This is a genomic window from Bacillus sp. PK6-026 (assembly GCF_054161455.1).
The window spans coordinates 3,468,589-3,488,337 of record NZ_CP096418.1 but is presented as its reverse complement, the minus strand read 5'-3'; the positions used below and the strand labels follow the sequence as shown (position 1 = coordinate 3,488,337).

Genomic DNA, 19,749 nt, shown 5'->3' with positions numbered 1-19,749 from the left:
TCATTCGATCTGTGTTAAAATTACCTCGATTAAATGAGAGGGGTGTGTATGTATGGCTTTGGATTTTTACTGGTATCCGAAATGCGGGACATGCCGCAAAGCGAAAAAATGGCTTGAAGACCATGGCAAAGAAATCAATGGGATACATATCGCAGAAGAGCCGCCAAGCAAGGAAAAACTGAAAGAGCTCTACGAGAAAAGCGGGCTTGAATTGAAGAAGTTTTTCAACACGAGCGGACAAAAATACCGTGAACTCGGCTTAAAAGACAAGCTGCAAAACATGTCTGAAGATGAGCAGCTGGAACTGCTGGCTTCGGACGGTATGCTGATCAAACGCCCGATTGCGACAGACGGCAGTAAAGTAACGGTCGGTTTTAAAGAAGATCAGTTTAAGACATACTGGTTATAACCCATCAAAATATGATATCTTCAATGTAGGATCGATTAAAACACTTTATGGAGGGGTTAGCATGAGCACACCGAAAGAGTTGCGTTATTCAGAAGAACACGAATGGGTGAAAACAGAAGGAGATAAAGTCAGAATCGGCATTACAGACTTCGCCCAATCCGAACTTGGAGACATCGTATTTGTCGAGCTTCCTGAAGTGGGAGACGAAATCAAAGCGGACGAGCCTTTTGGCAGCGTTGAATCCGTAAAGACCGTTTCTGAGCTGTATGCCCCGATCAACGGAAAAGTGGTCGAAGTGAACGAAGATCTGGAAGACAGCCCTGAATTCGTCAACGAGTCTCCGTATGAAAAGGCTTGGATGATTATCGTCGAGCCGTCCGATGCTTCTGAAATCGAAAATCTGATGACAGCCGAGCAATATGAGGACATGATAAAAGAAGACTAAGGATTATTCAGGATAGCCATGTGTCGTTTGGATACTCTATATCAAGAGGGGGTGTCCAAATTGACGCTGAAAAAAGAACGTATTGATATTACAGAACATGTGGAAAGCCGATTAAAAAACGGCGGAATGCAGCTGTACCATGAGAATGAGCTGATCGGCCGAATGACCGGAAAGGATCAATACGAGTTGAAATCTGGATATTCATTCCAAGATGAGAGATTTTACAAAACGGCGGATACCGTAAGCGGTCCGGATGCTAAATATGTAGACTGTGATGACCACCAAGGCTGGTGTTAATCAAGTCAGGCGGTGAACATTCACTGCCTTTTTTTACAAGTAAATCTTTAAAGGTGATCCATATGCCGGAAAATGAAAAAGTCATGATCGTCGAAGGGAAATCAGATAAGCAAAAAGTGAAGCATGTCATCGAAGAGCCCGTGGATATCATTTGCACAAACGGAACGATCAGCCAGGCAAAACTCGATGAATTCGCCGAAACGCTGTTTGATAAAGACGTTTATATCCTGGTGGATGCCGATGAATCAGGGGAAAAGCTCCGCCGGCAGCTGACGAGGGAGCTCCCCCAAGCTTCGCATCTATACATCGATAGGGTATACAAAGAAGTCGCTTCCGCCCCGAGTCAGCATGTTGCAGAAATATTAATTCGTTCAAACATCCGGGTACATACAAAATATTTATTATAAAACGTATTGAGGTGCGGTTCAACAGATGCAAGAACTCCAAGAAAAAGAGCTAAAACGGCTTGAACATGAGACCTGTCTTCTATATGTATACACGCCGTTCTGCGGAACGTGTCAGCTGGCCGGAAGAATGCTGGAAGTCGTTGATGAAATGATAAAGGACATTCCTTTTTATAAAAACAATCTCAATTATTCCCCGGCATTTGCCAAGCAGCAGGAAATAGAAAGCGTTCCATGCTTTATCCTTTACAAAAACGGGCAAGTCGTCAAAAAAGAATACGCTTTTCACTCCGTTTCCTACTTATACGATACGATTAAACAAAATGTTGTGGATTAAGGGCGGTTTTGACATATTTCTCGGGAAATAACCAGCAAAAACTTGTCGAGCAATTCCTAAAGGAACTCCTGCGGCAGACAGAGAATCTGTAAGTATGACCAATTTACAGGAGGTTATACAGTTGGAGAAAATGGGATTGATAGAAAGAGAGGACAAGGCTCTTTTTTTAAAACCTCTATTATCGACAACGGCTTTGCTGATTACGTTTCAAGGCGAGAAAGAAGCTTTTACGTTAGCGATCAACGAAAAAGGGGAAATGGAAAAATCTTCTCTTGCAGAGAAAGCTCATTTGACCTTTTTTGGAGAGCAAAGCGAGATTATTGACCTTCTTCACGGCGATATTTCATTGCAGCATCTCGTACAGCGCGGCACTGTTCAAGTAAAAGGCTCATTCAGAGCTTTATTGAAGCTTGAAGCGATTTTATGGCTGACGGACGGCTTTTTTAAAAACAGCGATCTTTATTCAGAGACATTTTAAAAATTTGAAAAATCGGCACATTCCGTGTATAAGTCGGACAGAGACGAGCGTTTACGTTCGTCTCTTTTCGCCGTAGGCCGATTGTCTTACGAAAAATAGTTGACAACTATTTTTTCGCATGATATCCTACTTTAAGAATTCCGATCATAATAATCAAAAAATAAATATATGATTCTCTTATCCAGAGAGGTGGAGGGAAGTGCCCTATGAAACCCGGCAACCATCAACACGTGTTGAAATGGTGCCAATTCACACGAAGCGTTATGCTTTGAAAGATGAGAGAAAGGCCCAGACTATTCAAAAGCCTTTCTGCTCATGTGTGCAGAAAGGCTTTTTTCATTGTTTGATCAGGAATTTAGACAACTATGAGAATTGAGCAAGAAAGCAGGTGATGGCTTTTGATAAATCTTCAAAATGTTTCAAAGATTTATCGGTCAAAGCATGGAGATGTCAATGCTGTCCAGGATGTCACCCTTACGATTAAAAAAGGTGAAATCTTCGGAATTATTGGATATAGCGGAGCTGGAAAAAGCTCCTTGATCCGTCTTTTGAACGGACTTGAACAGCCGACTTCAGGCACGGTTGAAGTAGCCGGCAGAACAATCAGTGAGATCAAAGGGAAGAAGCTGAGGAATGCAAGGCAGGAAATCAGCATGATTTTCCAGCACTTCAACCTATTGTGGTCAAGAACGGTCCGCGACAATATTGCGTTTCCGCTGGAGATCGCCGGTGTCAGCAAAGCAAAACGTCTGAAAAGAGTCGCTGAACTGATAAAGCTTGTCGGACTTGAAGGCAAGGAAAATGCCTACCCTTCACAGCTTAGCGGAGGCCAAAAGCAGCGCGTCGGCATCGCTCGGGCGCTCGCAAACAATCCGAAAGTTCTCTTATGCGATGAAGCGACATCAGCGCTTGATCCGCAGACGACTGACTCGATCCTGGGTCTTCTGTCCGATATCAATGAAAGGCTCGGACTGACCATTGTCCTGATTACTCATGAAATGCATGTCATCAGGAAAATCTGCCACAGAGTGGCCGTCATGGAAAACGGAAAGGTCGTGGAAGAAGGCGATGTGCTGAACGTATTCCTCAAGCCGCAGGAAGAAATGACAAAGCGCTTTGTTCAGCAGGTAACAGAACCGGTGGAAACACAGGAAACGCTGAAGCATTTCCTCGAAGAAACGACATCCGGGCGGACGATCAAGCTCACCTTCGTCGGTGAAGCGGCCGAATCGCCGCTGATCACACAGATCATTCGGAAGTTCGATGTTGAAGTCAACATCCTTCAAGGCAAAATCTCGCAAACTCAGGACGGCGCATACGGTTCATTGTTCATTCATGTCGACGGATATGAAAACGAGGTCAATGATGTGGTCGATTTCATCAAGAGCCGTCAAGTAGAAGCAGAGGTGATCACGAATGTTTGAAAAACTGTTTCCAAACGTAGATATGGAGCAGCTGTGGGAAGCTACGTATGAAACGATATATATGACAGGAATTTCCCTATTGTTTGCTTTTATCATCGGAGTGATTCTCGGTATGCTGCTGTATCTGACTTCTAAAGGAAACATTTGGCAGAATCGGGTCGTGAACGGTGTAATCTCGGCAATCGTCAATGTGTTCAGGTCTATTCCTTTTATTATATTGATTATTTTGCTGCTCGGTTTCACAAAGTTTTTAATGAACACGATCTTGGGGCCGAACGCCGCACTTCCGGCTTTGATTATCGCATCCGCTCCGTTCTATGCCCGCCTGGTTGAAATCGCTTTGCGCGAAGTTGATAAAGGCGTGATTGAAGCGGCAAAATCGATGGGAGCCAAAACATCGACGATCATATTTAAAGTGCTCCTGCCCGAATCGATGCCGGCCTTGATCTCTGGCATTACGGTTACGGCGATTGCACTGATCGGTTCGACGGCGATGGCCGGAGCAATCGGTTCAGGCGGACTCGGGAACCTTGCCTATGTAAACGGTTTTCAGATGAACAATCCCGATATTATACTCATCGCCACTATTTTCATCTTAGCTATTGTGTTTATCATCCAGTTTATCGGGGATTTTATAACAAATAAATTAGACAAACGTTAGGGAGGACATCAACATGAAAAAAGGTTTATTAACAGCTTTATTCATCATTTTTGCAGGCGTTTTAGCCGCTTGCGGATCTTCCAGCAGCGAAGGGGATAAAGACAGCAAAGTCATCACAGTCGGAGCGACGCCGACGCCTCACGCTGAAATCCTTGAAGAAGCAAAGCCGCTTTTGAAAGAAAAAGGCTATGAGCTTAAAATCAAAAATTTCACGGACTACAAACTGATCAACAAGGCGCTTGCAACGAAAGATCTCGATGCGAACTACTTCCAGCACGTCCCGTATCTTGAACAGGAAATGAAAGAAAATAAAGACTACGATCTTGTTAACGTCGGCGCGGTACACCTTGAGCCATTCGGCATTTACTCTAAAAAGTATAAATCTTTAAAAGACCTTCCTGACGGTGCAAAAATTATTATGAGCAACAACGCCGCTGAACAGGGCCGCATGCTTGCAATGCTTGAAAATGCCGGACTGATCAAGCTGAAATCAGGCATTGAAAAAGTGGATGCGACAGTAAAAGATATTACAGAAAACAAGAAAAACCTCAAAATCAAAAATGATGTGGCGCCTGAAATGACGGCAAAAGCATACGAAGCCAATGAAGCTGACGCAGTGTTCATCAATGTGAACTACGCGATCCAAAACAAGCTCAATCCGAAAACTGATTCAATCGAGCTTGAGTCTCCAAAAGACAATCCTTACGCTAACATCATCGCCGTCCGCAAAGGCGACGAAGATTCTGACAAGGTGAAAGCTCTGATGGACGTATTGCGCTCTGAGGACATTAAAAAGTTCATCGACAAAAAATATGAAGGCTCTGTCATTTCTGTTTCTGAGTAAATGAAAGAACACCCCGGTTTTGGAGAAAACCGGGGTTTTTTCGCGTATTTTTTGAAAAGAGGCTCATAATAAAAAAAGACTACCAACTGAAAATGGAGGAACAAAACGTGAATCAGCATGAATCAGAAAGCATTATCGAATCCGCACTGCATGAATATAAAGCAGGGATCGGCATCTTTTCCGAAAAAATGCCCGGAATTGCCGCCAAATACAACGAATTTACAGAGGAATGCTTTAAAAAAGGCGCGCTCAGCGAAAAGGATAAGCAGCTGATCGCACTGGGCATCAGTGTTAATACACAGGATGAATATTGCATTATTTATCATATCAAGGGCTGCCTGGATTGCGGAGCGTCGGAGGAAGAAATTCTTGAAGCGGTCGGCGTAACTGCGGCATTTGGCGGGGGCGCGGCCATGAGCCAAGCTGTCACGCTCGTTCTGCAGGCGATGGAAGAATTCCAGCAAATGAAGCATTGATTTTTCATCCGTGAAAGCATATTGAAAGCACACACATCTTTGAAGAGTTTGTATATAACTGGTACTATGAAAGAAAATCTCTGAAAGGATGATTCATTATTTGTTCAAGCCAAGATCAGCTTGACCTTGAATTCACGGCCGAAATGGAAAAAGCGATGCACAAGTCGCATGGAATGGGGTACGAGGAGTACAGCAGAAGCCATGTGAACCGGCTTGAAGTTGAGAAAAGGCGCGAAGAGCAGCATCAAAAAAGCAAGCAGATCGTATCAAATTTACCCATGATCGGATAAAATGAGGGGGGGCGGATGTCAATCCGTCCTTCTATATGTCTTTAGAATCCGCTTGACCTAAGTGAAGGAAAAGGTAAAATTTAAATATGAATATATGATCATATATTAAAAGGAGGATTTATGATGGCTCATTCTCACGATCACACAGGTCACAGCCACCATGGCAGCCGATCAGCCAATCAAAAAGCGCTCTACATCAGCTTCGGTTTAATTTTTACTTTTATGATCATTGAAGTGATAGGCGGGATATTGACGAACAGCCTCGCTTTGCTGTCGGATGCGGGACATATGCTCAGCGACGCTGCAGCACTTGGTTTCAGCCTCTTGGCGTTTAAAATTGGGGAAAAGGCCGCAACTGTGAGCAAAACATTCGGCTACAGGCGCTTTGAAATTTTGGCTGCGTTTATCAATGGCATCACCTTGCTTTTGATTTCACTTTATATCTTTTGGGAAGCGTACAACCGCTTTTTCAGCCCGCCGGAAGTCGCCGGCAGTGGCATGCTGGTGATTGCAACGGTTGGTTTCTTCGTCAACATTGCTGCAGCCTGGATATTAATGAAAGGCGACACAAGCGGGAATTTAAACATGCGGAGCGCATTTTTGCACGTCATCGGTGATATGCTGGGATCTTTCGGCGCGATTATCGCAGGCCTCCTCATGCTTTTCTTCAATTGGAATATCGCCGATCCAATCGCAAGCGCCGCCGTCGCGGCTTTGGTTCTTGTCAGCGGGTGGCGGGTGACGAAAGACTCGGTGCATATATTAATGGAAGGAAAACCGAAAGACATTGATGCGGAAGCGCTTAAAAACGGCCTGCTTTCCATTCCGTCAGTCAGAGAGGTTCACGATCTCCACATTTGGTCGATCTCATCTGACATGCCGTCATTAAGCTGCCATATCGTGGCAGACGAAAACAGTGACAGGGATAGAATCTTAAAACAAGTATCAAAATATCTAAGGAAAGAATGCAACGTGGAGCATGTGACGGTCCAAATAGAAGGGGAGCGCTGTTCCCGTCATGAATCGTGCAGCCTGGGATCAAACCGTTCCCGCTCGTAATTCCCGCTGTTTTTCTATAGCTTGTTGATTGTAAGGTACACATCTCCGTCCGGGAAGTTTTCTTGTCCCAATCTCTTTAAGAACAAAACGTTTTTTGTTAAACTTGAGAACATGTACACGAAAAGATAGGAAGACTATTGTTGTATTCACTTTTCATTTGTTATAAAATTAGAATGAGAATAAATTGAGAATGATGATTATATATATTGGAGGTATATTTCATGGCTGCTTCGACATTAACAATCAAAGATCTTCACGTTGAGATTGAAGGAAAAGAGATTTTAAAAGGTGTAAACCTTGAAATAAAAGGCGGGGAATTCCACGCTGTAATGGGACCGAACGGAACGGGTAAATCAACTTTATCCGCGGCGATTATGGGGCACCCTAAATACGAAGTAACAAAAGGAAGCATCACGCTTGACGGCAAGGACGTTCTGGATATGGAAGTGGACGAGCGCGCTCAGGCCGGCCTGTTTTTGGCTATGCAGTATCCGAGTGAAATCAGCGGTGTTACAAATGCCGATTTTCTCCGTTCAGCGATCAACGCGCGCAGAGAAGAAGGCGACGAGATTTCTTTAATGAAATTCATCCGCAAAATGGACGAAAACATGGAATTTCTTGAAATGGATCCTGATATGGCGCAGCGCTACTTGAACGAAGGTTTCTCAGGCGGTGAGAAAAAACGCAACGAAATTCTTCAGCTGATGATGATCGAACCGAAAATCGCGATTCTTGACGAAATCGATTCAGGTTTGGATATCGACGCCCTTAAAGTCGTTTCAAAAGGAATCAACAAAATGCGCGGCGAGGACTTCGGCTGCCTGATCATCACGCACTATCAGCGCCTCTTGAACTACATTACGCCTGACCATGTGCACGTCATGATGCAGGGCCGCGTTGTGAAATCCGGCGGACCTGAGCTGGCGCAGCGCCTTGAGGCTGAAGGATATGACTGGATTAAGCATGAGCTTGGAATCGAAGACGAAACTGTCGGTCAAGAAGCGTAAGCGTTAGGGGGATAAACATGACATTGGAAACAAAACTATCTGTAGATCGGGAATATGTCAAAAGCTTCTCTGAGAAGCACCAGGAACCTGCATGGCTGCAAGATCTACGCTTAGAAGCGCTTGAAAAAGCAGAAGATCTGCCGCTGCCGAAACCTGATAAAACGAAAATTACAAATTGGAATTTTACACGGTTTGATAAGCATACTGTAGAAAATAAACCGCTTGATTCTTTGGATGATCTTTCAGATGAGGTCAAATCGCTGATCGATCTTGGAAATGAAGACAAAACGCTTTATGTCCAAAGAGACCAGACGCCGGCTTACCTTTCTCTTTCAAAAGAGCTGCAGGATAAAGGCGTCATCTTTACAGATATTCATACTGCGTTCCGCGAACACGGCGAGCTGGTCAAAAAATACTTTATGAAAGACGGCGTAAAAGCCGATGAGCATAAATTAACGGCATTGCATGCAGCCCTCCTGAACGGCGGAGCCTTCCTTTACGTTCCGAAAAACGTCGAACTGGAAGCGCCGGTGCAAGCTGTTTATGTCCATGAAAGCAATGATACAACGCTTTTTAACCATGTACTTGTCGTTGCTGATGACAACAGTGCAGTCACATATGTAGAAAACTACATCAGCACTGTGAACCCTAAGGAAGCGGTCTTTAACATCGTGTCAGAAGTGATCACAGGCGCGAATGCCCGCGTGCAATACGGTGCGGTCGACAACCTTTCCGCTGGGGTGACGGCTTATGTCAGCCGCCGCGGAACTGCACTCGGACGCGACAGCAAAATTGAATGGGCGCTCGGTTTAATGAATGACGGAGACACCGTTTCTGAAAACACGACAAATCTGCATGGAGACGGCACATTCGGCGATACGAAAACGGTTGTCGTCGGCAGAGGAGAACAGACTCAAAACTTTACAACGCAAATCATTCATCACGGAAAGCATTCAGAAGGCTATATTTTAAAACACGGCGTTATGAAAGATTCCGCATCTTCGATCTTCAACGGCATCGGAAAAATCGAGCACGGCGCGTCAAAATCAAATGCAGAGCAGGAATCACGCGTTCTTATGCTGAGTGAAAAAGCGCGCGGCGACGCCAACCCGATCCTGTTAATCGATGAAGACGATGTAACGGCAGGGCACGCTGCATCCGTAGGCCGCGTCGATCCGGTTCAGCTTTACTATTTGATGAGCCGCGGAATTCCAAAAGAAGAAGCAGAGCGCCTCGTCATTTACGGCTTCCTCGCACCGGTTGTCAATGAACTTCCGATCGAAGGCGTGAAGAAGCAGCTGGTCTCTGTGATTGAAAGGAAAGTAAAATAATGAATGCCAAAGATATTCGCGAACAGTTTCCGATTCTCAGCCAACAGGTCAACGGACACGATCTCGTTTATTTGGACAGCGCGGCAACTTCGCAGAAGCCGCGCGTTGTCATCGAGACGCTTGATGAGTATTACAACTCTTACAATTCCAATGTCCATCGCGGCGTTCATACATTAGGAACGAAAGCAACGGATGGATATGAAGGAGCTCGTGAGAAGGTCAGGAAGTTTATAAACGCGAAGTCGATGCAGGAAATTATTTTTACAAGGGGTACGACAACGGCCCTGAATATGGTTGCGCTCAGCTATGCCCGCGCAAACCTCAAGCCTGGTGATGAAATCGTCATTACACCGATGGAGCACCATGCGAATATTATTCCGTGGCAGCAGGCTGTCAAAGCAAGCGGCGCCACGCTGAAGTACATTCCGCTTCAGGAAGACGGAACCATTTCCTTGGACGATGTCAGGGAAACGGTGACGGAAAATACAAAAATCGTCTCGGCTGCGCATGTTTCAAACGTTCTCGGTACGATCAACCCGATTAAGGAAATAGCCAAAATCGCGCATGACAACGGCGCGGTCATGGTCGTAGACGGTGCGCAAAGCACGCCTCACATGAAAATTGACGTCCAGGATTTGGACTGCGATTTCTACACGTTTTCAGCCCACAAAATGTGTGGTCCGACCGGGGTCGGGGTATTGTATGGAAAAAGAGCATTGCTTGAAAACATGGAACCCGCAGAATTCGGCGGAGAAATGATCGATTTTGTCGGTCTTTACGAATCGACTTGGAAGGAGCTGCCTTGGAAATTCGAAGCCGGCACACCGATCATTGCCGGTGCGATCGGATTGGGAGCGGCGATTGACTTCCTTGAAGACATCGGACTTGACGAAATATTGGCGCATGAACACCGTTTGGCGGCCTACGCCCTGGAGCGCTTTAAAGAGCTTGAAGGCGCGACTGTCTATGGTCCGGCCGAACGTGCAGGACTCGTGACATTCAACCTTGAAGACGTTCATCCGCACGATGTGGCAACCGTGCTTGATGCAGAAGGGGTCGCCGTCAGAGCCGGTCATCACTGCGCACAGCCTTTGATGAAATGGCTGAACGTTTCCGCCACTGCAAGAGCAAGCTTTTATCTGTATAATACGGAAGAAGACATCGACAAACTGATTGAAGCTCTTCAGAAGACAAAGGAGTATTTCACAAATGTCTTTTAATGTGAACTTGGATACACTGTATCGCCAGGTGATAATGGATCACTACAAAAACCCGAGAAACAAAGGGGTTTTAAATGACAGCATCGTTGTTGATATGAACAACCCGACATGCGGTGACCGAATCAGACTGACGATGAAGATAACAGACGGTAAAGTGGAAGATGCAAAATTTGAAGGCGAAGGATGCTCAATCTCAATGGCCTCTGCGTCCATGATGACACAGGCGATCAAAGGGAAAGACGTGGAGACAGCCCTTCAGATGTCACAGATCTTTTCAGATATGATGCAGGGCAAAGACTACGACGATTCGATCGATTTAGGCGATATTGAAGCCCTGCAAGGCGTTTCAAAATTTCCGGCCCGGATTAAATGTGCAACATTGTCATGGAAAGCCCTTGAAAAAGGCGTTTCCAAAGAAAACAGCGATAACGAATAAAGATTGGAGTGAAAATGGATGGCTAAGAAAATGCCGGATATCGGCGAATATAAATACGGTTTTGCCGACAAAGACGTTTCCATTTTCCGTTCAGAGCGGGGATTGACAAAAGAAATCGTTGAGGAAATTTCACGCATGAAAGAAGAGCCGGAGTGGATGCTCGACTTTCGCCTGAAATCTCTTGAACACTTCTACAATATGCCAATGCCGCAATGGGGCGGAGATTTAAACTCATTGAACTTTGATGAAATCACGTACTATGTAAAGCCTTCTGAGCGTTCAGAAAGATCATGGGACGAAGTTCCTGAGGAAATCAAACAAACATTTGACAAGCTTGGAATTCCTGAAGCTGAGCAAAAATATTTGGCCGGTGTATCTGCGCAGTATGAGTCAGAAGTCGTTTACCATAACATGAAAGAAGATCTTGAGTCTCAAGGGATCGTCTTTAAAGACACAGACAGCGCCCTCAAAGAAAATGAAGACATTTTCCGCGAGCATTGGGCAAAAGTCATTCCGCCGACTGACAACAAGTTTGCGGCCTTGAACTCTGCGGTATGGTCCGGCGGATCATTCATCTACGTGCCAAAAGGCGTAAAAGTTGATACTCCGCTGCAAGCATACTTCCGCATCAACTCAGAAAATATGGGACAGTTCGAACGGACGCTGATCATCGTCGACGAAGGCGCTCACGTTCACTATGTAGAGGGATGTACAGCACCTGTTTATACAACAAACTCCCTTCACAGCGCGGTTGTTGAGATCATCGTTAAAAAAGGCGGCTACTGCCGTTATACAACGATTCAAAACTGGGCGAACAACGTCTTCAACCTTGTGACAAAGCGTGCGGTCTGTGAAGAAAACGCGACAATGGAATGGATCGACGGAAACATCGGCTCCAAGCTGACAATGAAATATCCTGCCGTTATCCTGAAAGGCGAAGGCGCGCGGGGCATGACGCTTTCTATCGCTCTCGCAGGAAAAGGACAGCATCAGGATGCCGGTGCGAAAATGATTCACCTTGCACCAAATACGTCATCCACAATCGTTTCAAAATCGATCTCAAAACAAGGCGGAAAAGTCACATACCGCGGAATCGTCCACTTCGGACGCAAAGCCGAAGGCGCCCGCTCAAACATCGAATGCGACACGCTGATCATGGACAACAAATCAACTTCTGATACAATCCCATACAATGAAATTTTGAACGACAACATTTCATTGGAGCACGAAGCGAAAGTATCAAAAGTATCTGAAGAGCAGCTCTTCTACTTGATGAGCCGCGGCATTTCTGAAGAAGAAGCAACAGAAATGATCGTCATGGGCTTCATCGAGCCGTTCACGAAAGAACTGCCGATGGAATACGCGGTTGAGATGAACCGTTTGATCAAGTTTGAGATGGAAGGGTCTATTGGTTAATCAGATTTCAATTTGATTGCACCCGCATAATTTTATATGTTGTGTACCGCAGATATACCTCTATTGACTTTTTGGTCATGGAGGTATGTATCTGCGGTTATTTTATATTTGAAAAGAATAAATATTATTCTTTTCCTTGTTATCATTTTTATGTTCGACCGAACACTCTTGGATAGAAAATATTTCATCACATTTCCTCAGTTCTCTTTGGGAATATGATTGATTTATAATATAAAGAAAATCCATGTTAAAAAAAGTAATTTTAATATTTGTTGTAGAGAGTAGCTGCCTAAAAAAATATTGATGTCTAAATTACACTATAATTGTATAATTTTGTCGAATTTGTACACGTATATAAGCATATGTGGTAAAATATAAAAAATAACGAGGAGGAGTATATATGAAAAAAATCACGAATATTTTAGTTTTATCTTTTGCCGTAATAGTAAGTTTTATATTTATTAATCCTGCTAATGCAGAGGCTTCAACCACTTCGTGGAAAAAAGTAAGTGATTTAGGTTCATCATGCAAAGTTAGAATATGGACTGATGCCACAACTTATACCAAAAAGGCAAAAACAGTAGATTTTACTATAGAGCAAAACGGAAAATGCGGAAAATTACATTATGAGGCGAGTCTACGACCTCTTGGATTATATACTTGGGTAGCGCCTAGTGTTTCCGGATCTTTTAATTATAAAACCCCAATTAAAAAATTATCTGTTGATATTCCACTGTACAAAAAACAGGGCCGGGATAGTGTAGTAAGTGTACAATTATGGAATAAATCAAGATATATATCTCCAGAGGTATGGTCTAATGTAATACATATTCACAAACAATAACATTTAAAAATGTCCTTTCTTTTTATAAAGGGAGGACGTTTTTTATCATTTATGGTACTTTTATCAAACATAGCTAAAATTAATCTATAAGAAAAGTAATGGAGCAATATGATAACCTTTATTGACAAGGCTCTCTAGCAGCGTTAGAACATTAATTTCAAGAGAATAATATATAAGAAACAATGATTAATCTCTCAGCCAATTTTAATTGCCCAAACCATGTCATGGTTTATTGTTTATTTTATTTAAGAGAGTATACCGAATGAAAGCTGGCTAGGGAGAGTGTCTTAATAAAGCGAGAGATCCTCATCTAAGCTTCGTGGAACTAATTAAAAAGCAGGTGTCGGGGTTATAATATTCAATCTCGAAATATGTTCAGGCTCAAGTAAAAAAGGTTGTCAATAACTGATGAAGATAAAGATATGACTGACTTTTAAATATGTTTTACTATTGAAGAAAGTTTAATAAAATTTTCAGAAGGGGCCGCATTAAAGAAGTGTCCCTTGGAATAAAAAAGATTTTTAATATAAATGATTAAATGACCTCCTGTATTCTTTCACCCACTTATACGGTATTTGTCCATTAAAAGAAGAACAGGATCTTCTTGTAAAATATCTTTATTAGATCATATTGTCATGTATAATGAAGGGTATAGCATGTGACATTCATACTGTATAAGAAAGGATATGACCAGTGAAAATGTTGAAAAAGGCTGTGTTGACAGCCGCTGTTTTCTTGCTGGCCGCATTTGCCGGGAGTACAGAAGCCTTTGCTATGCCTTCCAAAGGCGCGGTGAAATTCAGGACGGATGCCAATACATATACGAAATCAGCCACTTCGATCGTTGTCACTGGAAAAAGTCCTGTTACGGGAACGATGATCGCTGTCCGGCTGATCAATAAAAAAGGAACTGTCCTGATCTATCGAGATGTTCATTTAACACGCGGAAAATCTCATTTTCGGGTGAGCTTCCCGACGAAAAAGCTGAAACCGGGCAAGTATGACGTCTGGGTGGATGCTGTTAAAGGAAAGAAATGGCATGGGGAATTGAAGCGCTACATTGTCATCAAACATTGAGCTCCATTATGATGAACGGAGGGCTGTGTAATGACTGCCGTGGGTTTTTGTGTATTATTATGTTCTGCATTTATCCATGCATCATGGAACTACCTTTCAAAAAAAGCCGATGGAGGCGTTCCATTTATCTGGCTGTTCACAGCGATTGCAGCCGTTGTCTACACGCCGTTGGCCATAGGTGTTGTCATATATGAAAAGCCTGAGATCGGCATCTGGCAGCTTGCCATTATCATGGCGAGCATCCTTGCACACTTGGGCTTTTTTCTTGTTCTTCAAAAAGGGTACAAAAAGGGCGACCTTTCCCTCGTCTACCCTATTGCGAGAGGAACTGGCCCGCTGCTCACCTGTGTGCTGGCGGTCGCCTTTTTTGGCGAGTCATTGACGCTACCCGCAATAACAGGGATTCTTTTGATTGTGATCAGCATTCTTTTTTTCACAGGGGGAGTCAAGCGGTTAAAAGAATCAGGCTCGCTCACACCGGTTCTTTACGGGCTGGCGGTCGGCGGTATTATTGCCGCATATACCCTCCTTGATAAAGCAGCGGTCAGCCGGTTTCTCATTCCGCCGTTGCTGCTTGATTATTGCAATACGCTCGGCCGTCTGATCATATTGACTCCTTTTGCCGCGAAAAGCTGGAGCGAAGTCCGCTTTGAGTGGAAGCATCACCGGATGGAAGCTGTCGGGGTGGGGGTTTTTAACTCTTTGGCTTATATTTTGGCGCTGAGTGTCATGGTATTTGCTCCGGTCAGCTATGTGGCACCGGTTCGGGAAATCAGCATTTTAATCGGAACGGTGATGGGGGCGGTTCTTTTATCTGAAGGTTTCGGACGGCTTAGAATTGTCGCGGCTGTCTTTATGGTGCTTGGCGTGATATCGGTAGCCGTTGGTTAGGTTGTGTTCCATCGATGTGATCCGTTATATTTGTAAATAAACAGAAATGAAAAAGGTGTTAATCATGAAATCTTTTATTGTAGTCGGAGCGGGCGTCCTCGGCGCTTCTGCCGCTTATCACCTTGCAAAAAAGGGCGCGGAAGTGACCTTGATTGACCGCGGAGAGCGGGGAAGGGCTACAGATGCCGCGGCGGGAATCGTCTGCCCCTGGCTTTCGCAGCGCAGAAACCAGGCATGGTACAAGCTTGCAAAAGGCGGAGCGGCGTACTACGCCGATTTAATCAAGCAGCTTGAAACTGACGGAGAATCGGAGACGGGGTATAAACGGACAGGCGCTATCAGCTTGCATACAGACGAGCGAAAGCTGGAGAAAATGGAAGAACGGGCGCATCTCAGGCGCAAGGATGCGCCTGAAATCGGCGAGATCACCCGTTTATCCCATGAGGAAACGAAGCGTTTATTTCCGCCTTTGGCAGAGGGGTACGGCTCGGTTCATATCAGCGGCGCCGCGCGCGTAAACGGAAAATTGCTCCGCCGCTCACTTGTGAATGCCGCACAGAAATACGGAGCTTCAGTTGTTGCCGGAAACGCTTCATTGCTCTATGAAGGAAACCGGGTAACAGGGATCTCCACAGCGGACAAAAAAATATACGCTGATCAGGTGCTGGTCACAGCGGGCGCTTGGGCGGACGAGCTTTTGAAGCCGCTCGGCGTGCGTTTTTCAGTCAGCCACCAAAAAGCGCAGATTGTTCATCTTCGTCTTCCGGAGGCGGATACCGGCAGCTGGCCTGTTGTGATGCCTCCGAATGACCAATACATATTGGCATTTGAAGACGGCCGGATCGTTGCCGGCGCTACTCACGAAAATGAAGCGGAGCTTGATGATCTTCGGGTAACGGCTGGCGGCCTTCACGAAATTTTCTCAAAGGCGCTTGCTGTTGCGCCGGGTTTGGAATTGAGTGAGCTGCTTGAGACGCGTGTAGGATTCAGGCCGTTTACACCAGGCTTTCTCCCCGTGATCGGCTCATTGCCGAACATTTGCGGGCTGCTTGTTGCCAACGGCCTTGGCGCTTCAGGGCTCACGTCAGGTCCTTACCTTGGCGCGGAATTGGCAAGGCTCGCCTTGGGAGAAGAGCCTGAGCTTGATATCGCTTTATATGATCCGGCCGGCGCGCTTGAAAGTTGAATCATGTTGCAAAAAAAAGTTCACTCGAAGCTAGAGTGAACTTTTTTCTTGTTTACAGTTTTAAAATAGAAAATTTTTCAATATAAATCCATGGAGGAAAATTTTGAGAAAACCATATGACTTTCTTCGTAGTGCATGCCGGTTTTTTTGAACGGCAGGTGTTCGGTTCAATCGGCCGCCTCTGATTCCCGAACAAATTTGGAAAGTAAAAGGAGGGTCGCCATGATCCAGTTTGACTTTGAGTATTACAGGCCCCAATCTGCGCAGGAAGCGGTAAAGCTCTTTCAAAGCTTGGAGCGCAAGGGGAAAAAGCCGGCTTATTTTTCCGGCGGAACAGAACATTTAATACCAGGACGGCTGAGGGTGATTCATCCAAATGCCGTTATCGATATTAAAGACATACCTGAGTGCAGAACTCTGCAATTTGAACGGCGCCACCTCGCTTTAGGCTCAGCATTAACATTGACAGAGATCACGGAAAACGGCGGCTTTCCATTGTTGAGCAAAGCGGTAAGGGAAGTGGCCGACCATACGGCGCGCAATAAGATTACGCTTGGCGGTAATATTTGCGGGCAGATCTTTTACCGCGAAGCAGTGCTGCCTTTTTTATTAACCGACAGCAAAGTGGTGACGATCGGAGACAAGGGGGAAAAGCGCTATTTGATTCACGACGTATTCGATCAGCAGCTGAAGCTGAACAAGGGAGAAATCCTTATTTTCCTTTTGATTGAAGAACGCTATCTTCATCAGCCTTTTGCAAGCATAAAAGTGAGGCAGCAATGGGATACGGGATATCCTTTGGCGACGATTTCAGCTCTTGAAATAGACGGACGCGTCCGCTGTGCATTTAGCGGTGTCTGCCCTTTTCCGTTTCGTTCATCAGAAGTGGAATCTGCGTTGAATGACGAATCGCTCCCTGTAGATCAAAGGGTGGAAAAGGCGATCAGCCGCTTTCCCGGCCCTGTTTTGGACGATGCGCAGGGTTCCGCTGAGTATCGCAAATTTGTCATCAAACATACGCTGTTTGACATTCTCGACATGCTGAAGAAGGAGACGTTTTGACAAGCGCTTGAATCCAATATTTGCAGGCTCGCGGGATACCATGAATTTGAACTGGCCCTAAAATCGGTGTGCTGAACAAAAAAAGAGAGGTTTAAAAAAAGAGCGCCGGGCAGGCGCTTTTTTTGTTCAATTCAAAACGCCTGAGCCCCAAATATCCTCCGCCCATTCAGGGTGATCAATGAATGGATTGCGGTTATGCTGGTATTGCTGATAGATGATGTCGTTCCGCTTTCTTTCAAGGGCATCGACAGGATCTTCATGGTGCCATTTCAATAAAACCGACATTTTTCCATGGTACGGTTTAGATCCGTTGTTCGTTGTGTCGTTCATTTCAAGATCCGGCTGGCCGTCGTCCCCTTCATAGCGGACCGCCATATAGAAAATCATTCTGGCGACATCGCCTTTAATGCTTTTGTCAGGTTCCCAGGAATCGCCGTCATAGCGGTTTCCGGGAGAACCGGGATAGGGGCTGCCGCCTTCGTCGAAATCAAGGTTTCCGCGGGCGGCGTTTACTTGCACATCGCTGGGCCTGAGATGATGCAAATCTGTTCCGGGTCCTTTGCTTGTTCCGAAATCACCGTGCGATTTTGCCCATACGTGCTCGCGGTTCCAATCGCCAGTTTGCCCCCCGTTCGCCTGTTTAGAGCGCGACTCTCTGGAATATAAGAGAATCACGTTATTTCGATTGGCCGGATCTTCGTCCGTTGCTTTCAGCGCTTCCCATACCTCGCTGTAAGAAAGCTCTCTATGATCGTCGATTGTGTCGTGAAGCGCTTGTTTTAAAGCTTCGCCTGTTTTGCCTTGCGCCTGTTCATAGTAATCCGCCGGAGCCGAGGACTGATGGGGCTGGACGTGTAAGGAAAACAACTGGAAGGCTTCTGCGTTTTGGGTGGGCGTGCACATCGCTGACAGCATCAAAATAAACGGTATGAGACACTTTCGGTTCATCTTTCGATTCCCTCCTTTTCATTTCTTCCATTATCCAATCTTTTCATGAAAAGGAAATATCATTTTGGTTACGGTTTTCTTACGGTCTTGTAAATGAAGCTTTCCACCTCTCGAGGGCTTCCAGGCCGGCTTTTTCTTTCAGCTGTTTTTCCGCCGTTCGGACGCCTTCTTCAATGGCCGCGCAGTGTCCGAACAAATAATAGCGCAATGCGGTATTCATGATGACTTGTTTTCTTTCGTATTCGGTATCGGCCGATTCATCTCCGGCGAGAACGGCCGTTATTTTTTCCGCCTGTTCCTCAGCAGACAGCGGTTTGTTGAGCTTTGCTTCATCTGCGTAAAGCCCGAATTTTTCCGGCTTTAATATAAAGGAATCGATCACGCCGTTTTTTATCGTAAACACAAAGCTGCCTCTGTGGACCGGTACGTCTTCCGAGCCTTCCGCCCCCTGGACAATGAACACTTCTTTGTACGTCAAGTGCTGAAAAACGGGATGCATTTTCTGAATGGCCGTCCGGTGAAACGCGCCCATCATGAGCTTGTCGGCATCAGAGAAGTTGACCAGTTTTTCAGCTGTATTCAGCACGGTGCGGACGCCGATCTCTTCGCGAATTTTCCTCATCCGAACAAACGGTTTGCAAAATGTTTCGGCGGCTGCGAATCCGATTGAGGCCTCTTCCAGTGAGTGTGCCGTTTGCGCAGGATCAGTCTCAGAGGGGATTCCGAGTTTGTCTAGGACATTTTTTACACTCGTTCCATATTTGGGCGGCAATGCATCACTGCCGTGGAGAAACACGGGGACTCCGTTTCCTGCGAGAAGGAGCGAGACAGGAATGGTTGCTAAAAAAGAATGTCTTCCTGTGTAAGGTCCCGCAAAATCGATGACCGCATCTTTTACAGCTTTGGAAAGGTTCAGTGTTTTCGAGCTGTTCCGCAATGCTTCGGTAAACGCGAGCAATTCCTCAGGGGACTCTGTTTTCATCCGCTCCGCTATTAAGAATGCGGCGGTCTGGACGGGGCTGGCATTTCCCGTAACGATCGCTTCTGCAGCCTGTTTGGCCTCTTCATAAGTTAAATCGCGGGCGCCCCTTTTTCCTCTTGCGACTTCTTTAATCCACTGTTGCAATGTGAACTCTCTCCTTTACATGCTGATCTTTCTTATGACTTTACATGAAAATGCAGAAAAGGAACAGTCGAGATTGTCGGC

At 45.3% G+C, this 19,749-nt stretch carries 23 protein-coding genes and 1 riboswitch; of the genes, 21 read left to right on the top strand and 2 right to left on the bottom strand.

What is annotated here, in order from left to right:
• Positions 1-52 precede the first annotated feature (52 nt).
• The 21 genes from M1D59_RS17850 to M1D59_RS17750 all read left to right on the top strand — a co-directional run bounded on the left by M1D59_RS17850 (position 53) and on the right by M1D59_RS17750 (position 17,594).
• Entirely contained in the window at positions 53-409 is a 357-nt protein-coding gene (locus M1D59_RS17850) for an arsenate reductase family protein (RefSeq protein ID WP_020452880.1), read from the top strand.
• A 61-nt stretch (positions 410-470) separates the two neighbouring features.
• Positions 471-854, top strand: coding sequence for a glycine cleavage system protein GcvH (gcvH, locus tag M1D59_RS17845; RefSeq protein WP_020452879.1), 384 nt, complete (start codon positions 471-473; stop codon positions 852-854).
• Positions 855-914: 60 nt separating this feature from the next.
• Positions 915-1,151: a YusG family protein gene (locus tag M1D59_RS17840; protein WP_020452878.1), complete on the top strand. Its 237-nt coding sequence runs from the start codon at positions 915-917 to the stop codon at positions 1,149-1,151.
• Between the two features lie 62 nt (positions 1,152-1,213).
• Positions 1,214-1,558, top strand: a complete 345-nt coding sequence (locus tag M1D59_RS17835; protein WP_075212653.1) for a toprim domain-containing protein — start codon at positions 1,214-1,216, stop codon at positions 1,556-1,558.
• Between the two features lie 25 nt (positions 1,559-1,583).
• Positions 1,584-1,892, top strand: a complete 309-nt coding sequence (locus M1D59_RS17830; protein WP_026580080.1) for a thioredoxin family protein — start codon at positions 1,584-1,586, stop codon at positions 1,890-1,892.
• Between the two features lie 121 nt (positions 1,893-2,013).
• On the top strand, positions 2,014-2,370 hold the full coding sequence (locus tag M1D59_RS17825; RefSeq protein ID WP_020452875.1) for an SCP2 sterol-binding domain-containing protein: 357 nt from the start codon (positions 2,014-2,016) through the stop codon (positions 2,368-2,370).
• 174 nt (positions 2,371-2,544) lie between these two features.
• Positions 2,545-2,652, top strand: a riboswitch (SAM riboswitch).
• A 116-nt stretch (positions 2,653-2,768) separates the two neighbouring features.
• Positions 2,769-3,794 carry a methionine ABC transporter ATP-binding protein MetN gene (gene metN, locus M1D59_RS17820; protein ID WP_023856214.1) on the top strand — a complete coding sequence of 342 codons (1,026 nt, stop codon included), beginning with the start codon at positions 2,769-2,771 and terminating at the stop codon, positions 3,792-3,794.
• Positions 3,787-4,455: a methionine ABC transporter permease gene (locus M1D59_RS17815; RefSeq protein WP_003185053.1), complete on the top strand. Its 669-nt coding sequence runs from the start codon at positions 3,787-3,789 to the stop codon at positions 4,453-4,455. Before metN ends, M1D59_RS17815 begins: the two co-directional genes overlap by 8 nt.
• A 13-nt stretch (positions 4,456-4,468) precedes the next feature.
• Positions 4,469-5,299, top strand: a complete 831-nt coding sequence (gene metQ, locus M1D59_RS17810) for a methionine ABC transporter substrate-binding lipoprotein MetQ (RefSeq protein WP_095292329.1) — start codon at positions 4,469-4,471, stop codon at positions 5,297-5,299.
• A gap of 92 nt (positions 5,300-5,391) precedes the next feature.
• Positions 5,392-5,775, top strand: a complete 384-nt coding sequence (locus tag M1D59_RS17805) for a carboxymuconolactone decarboxylase family protein (protein ID WP_031305044.1) — start codon at positions 5,392-5,394, stop codon at positions 5,773-5,775.
• Positions 5,776-6,188: 413 nt separating this feature from the next.
• A complete protein-coding gene (locus tag M1D59_RS17800) occupies positions 6,189-7,124 on the top strand; it encodes a cation diffusion facilitator family transporter (protein ID WP_128823016.1) in 936 nt (311 codons plus the stop codon).
• A gap of 221 nt (positions 7,125-7,345) precedes the next feature.
• Positions 7,346-8,131, top strand: a complete 786-nt coding sequence (sufC, locus tag M1D59_RS17795) for a Fe-S cluster assembly ATPase SufC (protein ID WP_458117561.1) — start codon at positions 7,346-7,348, stop codon at positions 8,129-8,131.
• 17 nt (positions 8,132-8,148) lie between these two features.
• Positions 8,149-9,462: a Fe-S cluster assembly protein SufD gene (gene sufD, locus M1D59_RS17790; protein ID WP_023856210.1), complete on the top strand. Its 1,314-nt coding sequence runs from the start codon at positions 8,149-8,151 to the stop codon at positions 9,460-9,462.
• Positions 9,462-10,682 (top strand): cysteine desulfurase SufS, encoded by a 1,221-nt coding sequence (gene sufS, locus M1D59_RS17785; protein ID WP_026580079.1) that lies wholly within the window; start codon positions 9,462-9,464, stop codon positions 10,680-10,682. The genes sufD and sufS overlap by 1 nt, the downstream gene beginning before the upstream one ends.
• On the top strand, positions 10,672-11,118 hold the full coding sequence (gene sufU, locus M1D59_RS17780; protein WP_020452866.1) for a Fe-S cluster assembly sulfur transfer protein SufU: 447 nt from the start codon (positions 10,672-10,674) through the stop codon (positions 11,116-11,118). Before sufS ends, sufU begins: the two co-directional genes overlap by 11 nt.
• A gap of 18 nt (positions 11,119-11,136) precedes the next feature.
• The gene (gene sufB / locus M1D59_RS17775) at positions 11,137-12,534 is read left to right on the top strand and encodes a Fe-S cluster assembly protein SufB (RefSeq protein ID WP_020452865.1); all 1,398 of its coding nucleotides are present in this window, start codon (positions 11,137-11,139) and stop codon (positions 12,532-12,534) included.
• Positions 12,535-12,934: 400 nt separating this feature from the next.
• Entirely contained in the window at positions 12,935-13,378 is a 444-nt protein-coding gene (locus M1D59_RS17770) for a hypothetical protein (RefSeq protein WP_105979840.1), read from the top strand.
• Positions 13,379-14,071: 693 nt separating this feature from the next.
• A complete protein-coding gene (locus M1D59_RS17765; protein ID WP_023856206.1) occupies positions 14,072-14,455 on the top strand; it encodes a hypothetical protein in 384 nt (127 codons plus the stop codon).
• 30 nt (positions 14,456-14,485) lie between these two features.
• Positions 14,486-15,346 carry a DMT family transporter gene (locus M1D59_RS17760; RefSeq protein WP_020452862.1) on the top strand — a complete coding sequence of 287 codons (861 nt, stop codon included), beginning with the start codon at positions 14,486-14,488 and terminating at the stop codon, positions 15,344-15,346.
• 64 nt (positions 15,347-15,410) lie between these two features.
• Positions 15,411-16,532: an NAD(P)/FAD-dependent oxidoreductase gene (locus M1D59_RS17755; RefSeq protein WP_096748308.1), complete on the top strand. Its 1,122-nt coding sequence runs from the start codon at positions 15,411-15,413 to the stop codon at positions 16,530-16,532.
• 222 nt (positions 16,533-16,754) lie between these two features.
• Positions 16,755-17,594 (top strand): FAD binding domain-containing protein, encoded by an 840-nt coding sequence (locus tag M1D59_RS17750; protein WP_020452860.1) that lies wholly within the window; start codon positions 16,755-16,757, stop codon positions 17,592-17,594.
• 126 nt (positions 17,595-17,720) lie between these two features.
• On the opposite strand, the gene M1D59_RS17745 is transcribed toward M1D59_RS17750, so the two are convergent.
• Both M1D59_RS17745 and M1D59_RS17740 read right to left on the bottom strand, forming a co-directional pair.
• Positions 17,721-18,542 (bottom strand): endonuclease I family protein, encoded by an 822-nt coding sequence (locus M1D59_RS17745; RefSeq protein WP_268462223.1) that lies wholly within the window; start codon positions 18,540-18,542, stop codon positions 17,721-17,723.
• Between the two features lie 79 nt (positions 18,543-18,621).
• The gene (locus M1D59_RS17740; RefSeq protein ID WP_231692430.1) at positions 18,622-19,668 is read right to left on the bottom strand and encodes an anthranilate phosphoribosyltransferase; all 1,047 of its coding nucleotides are present in this window, start codon (positions 19,666-19,668) and stop codon (positions 18,622-18,624) included.
• Positions 19,669-19,749 lie beyond the last annotated feature (81 nt).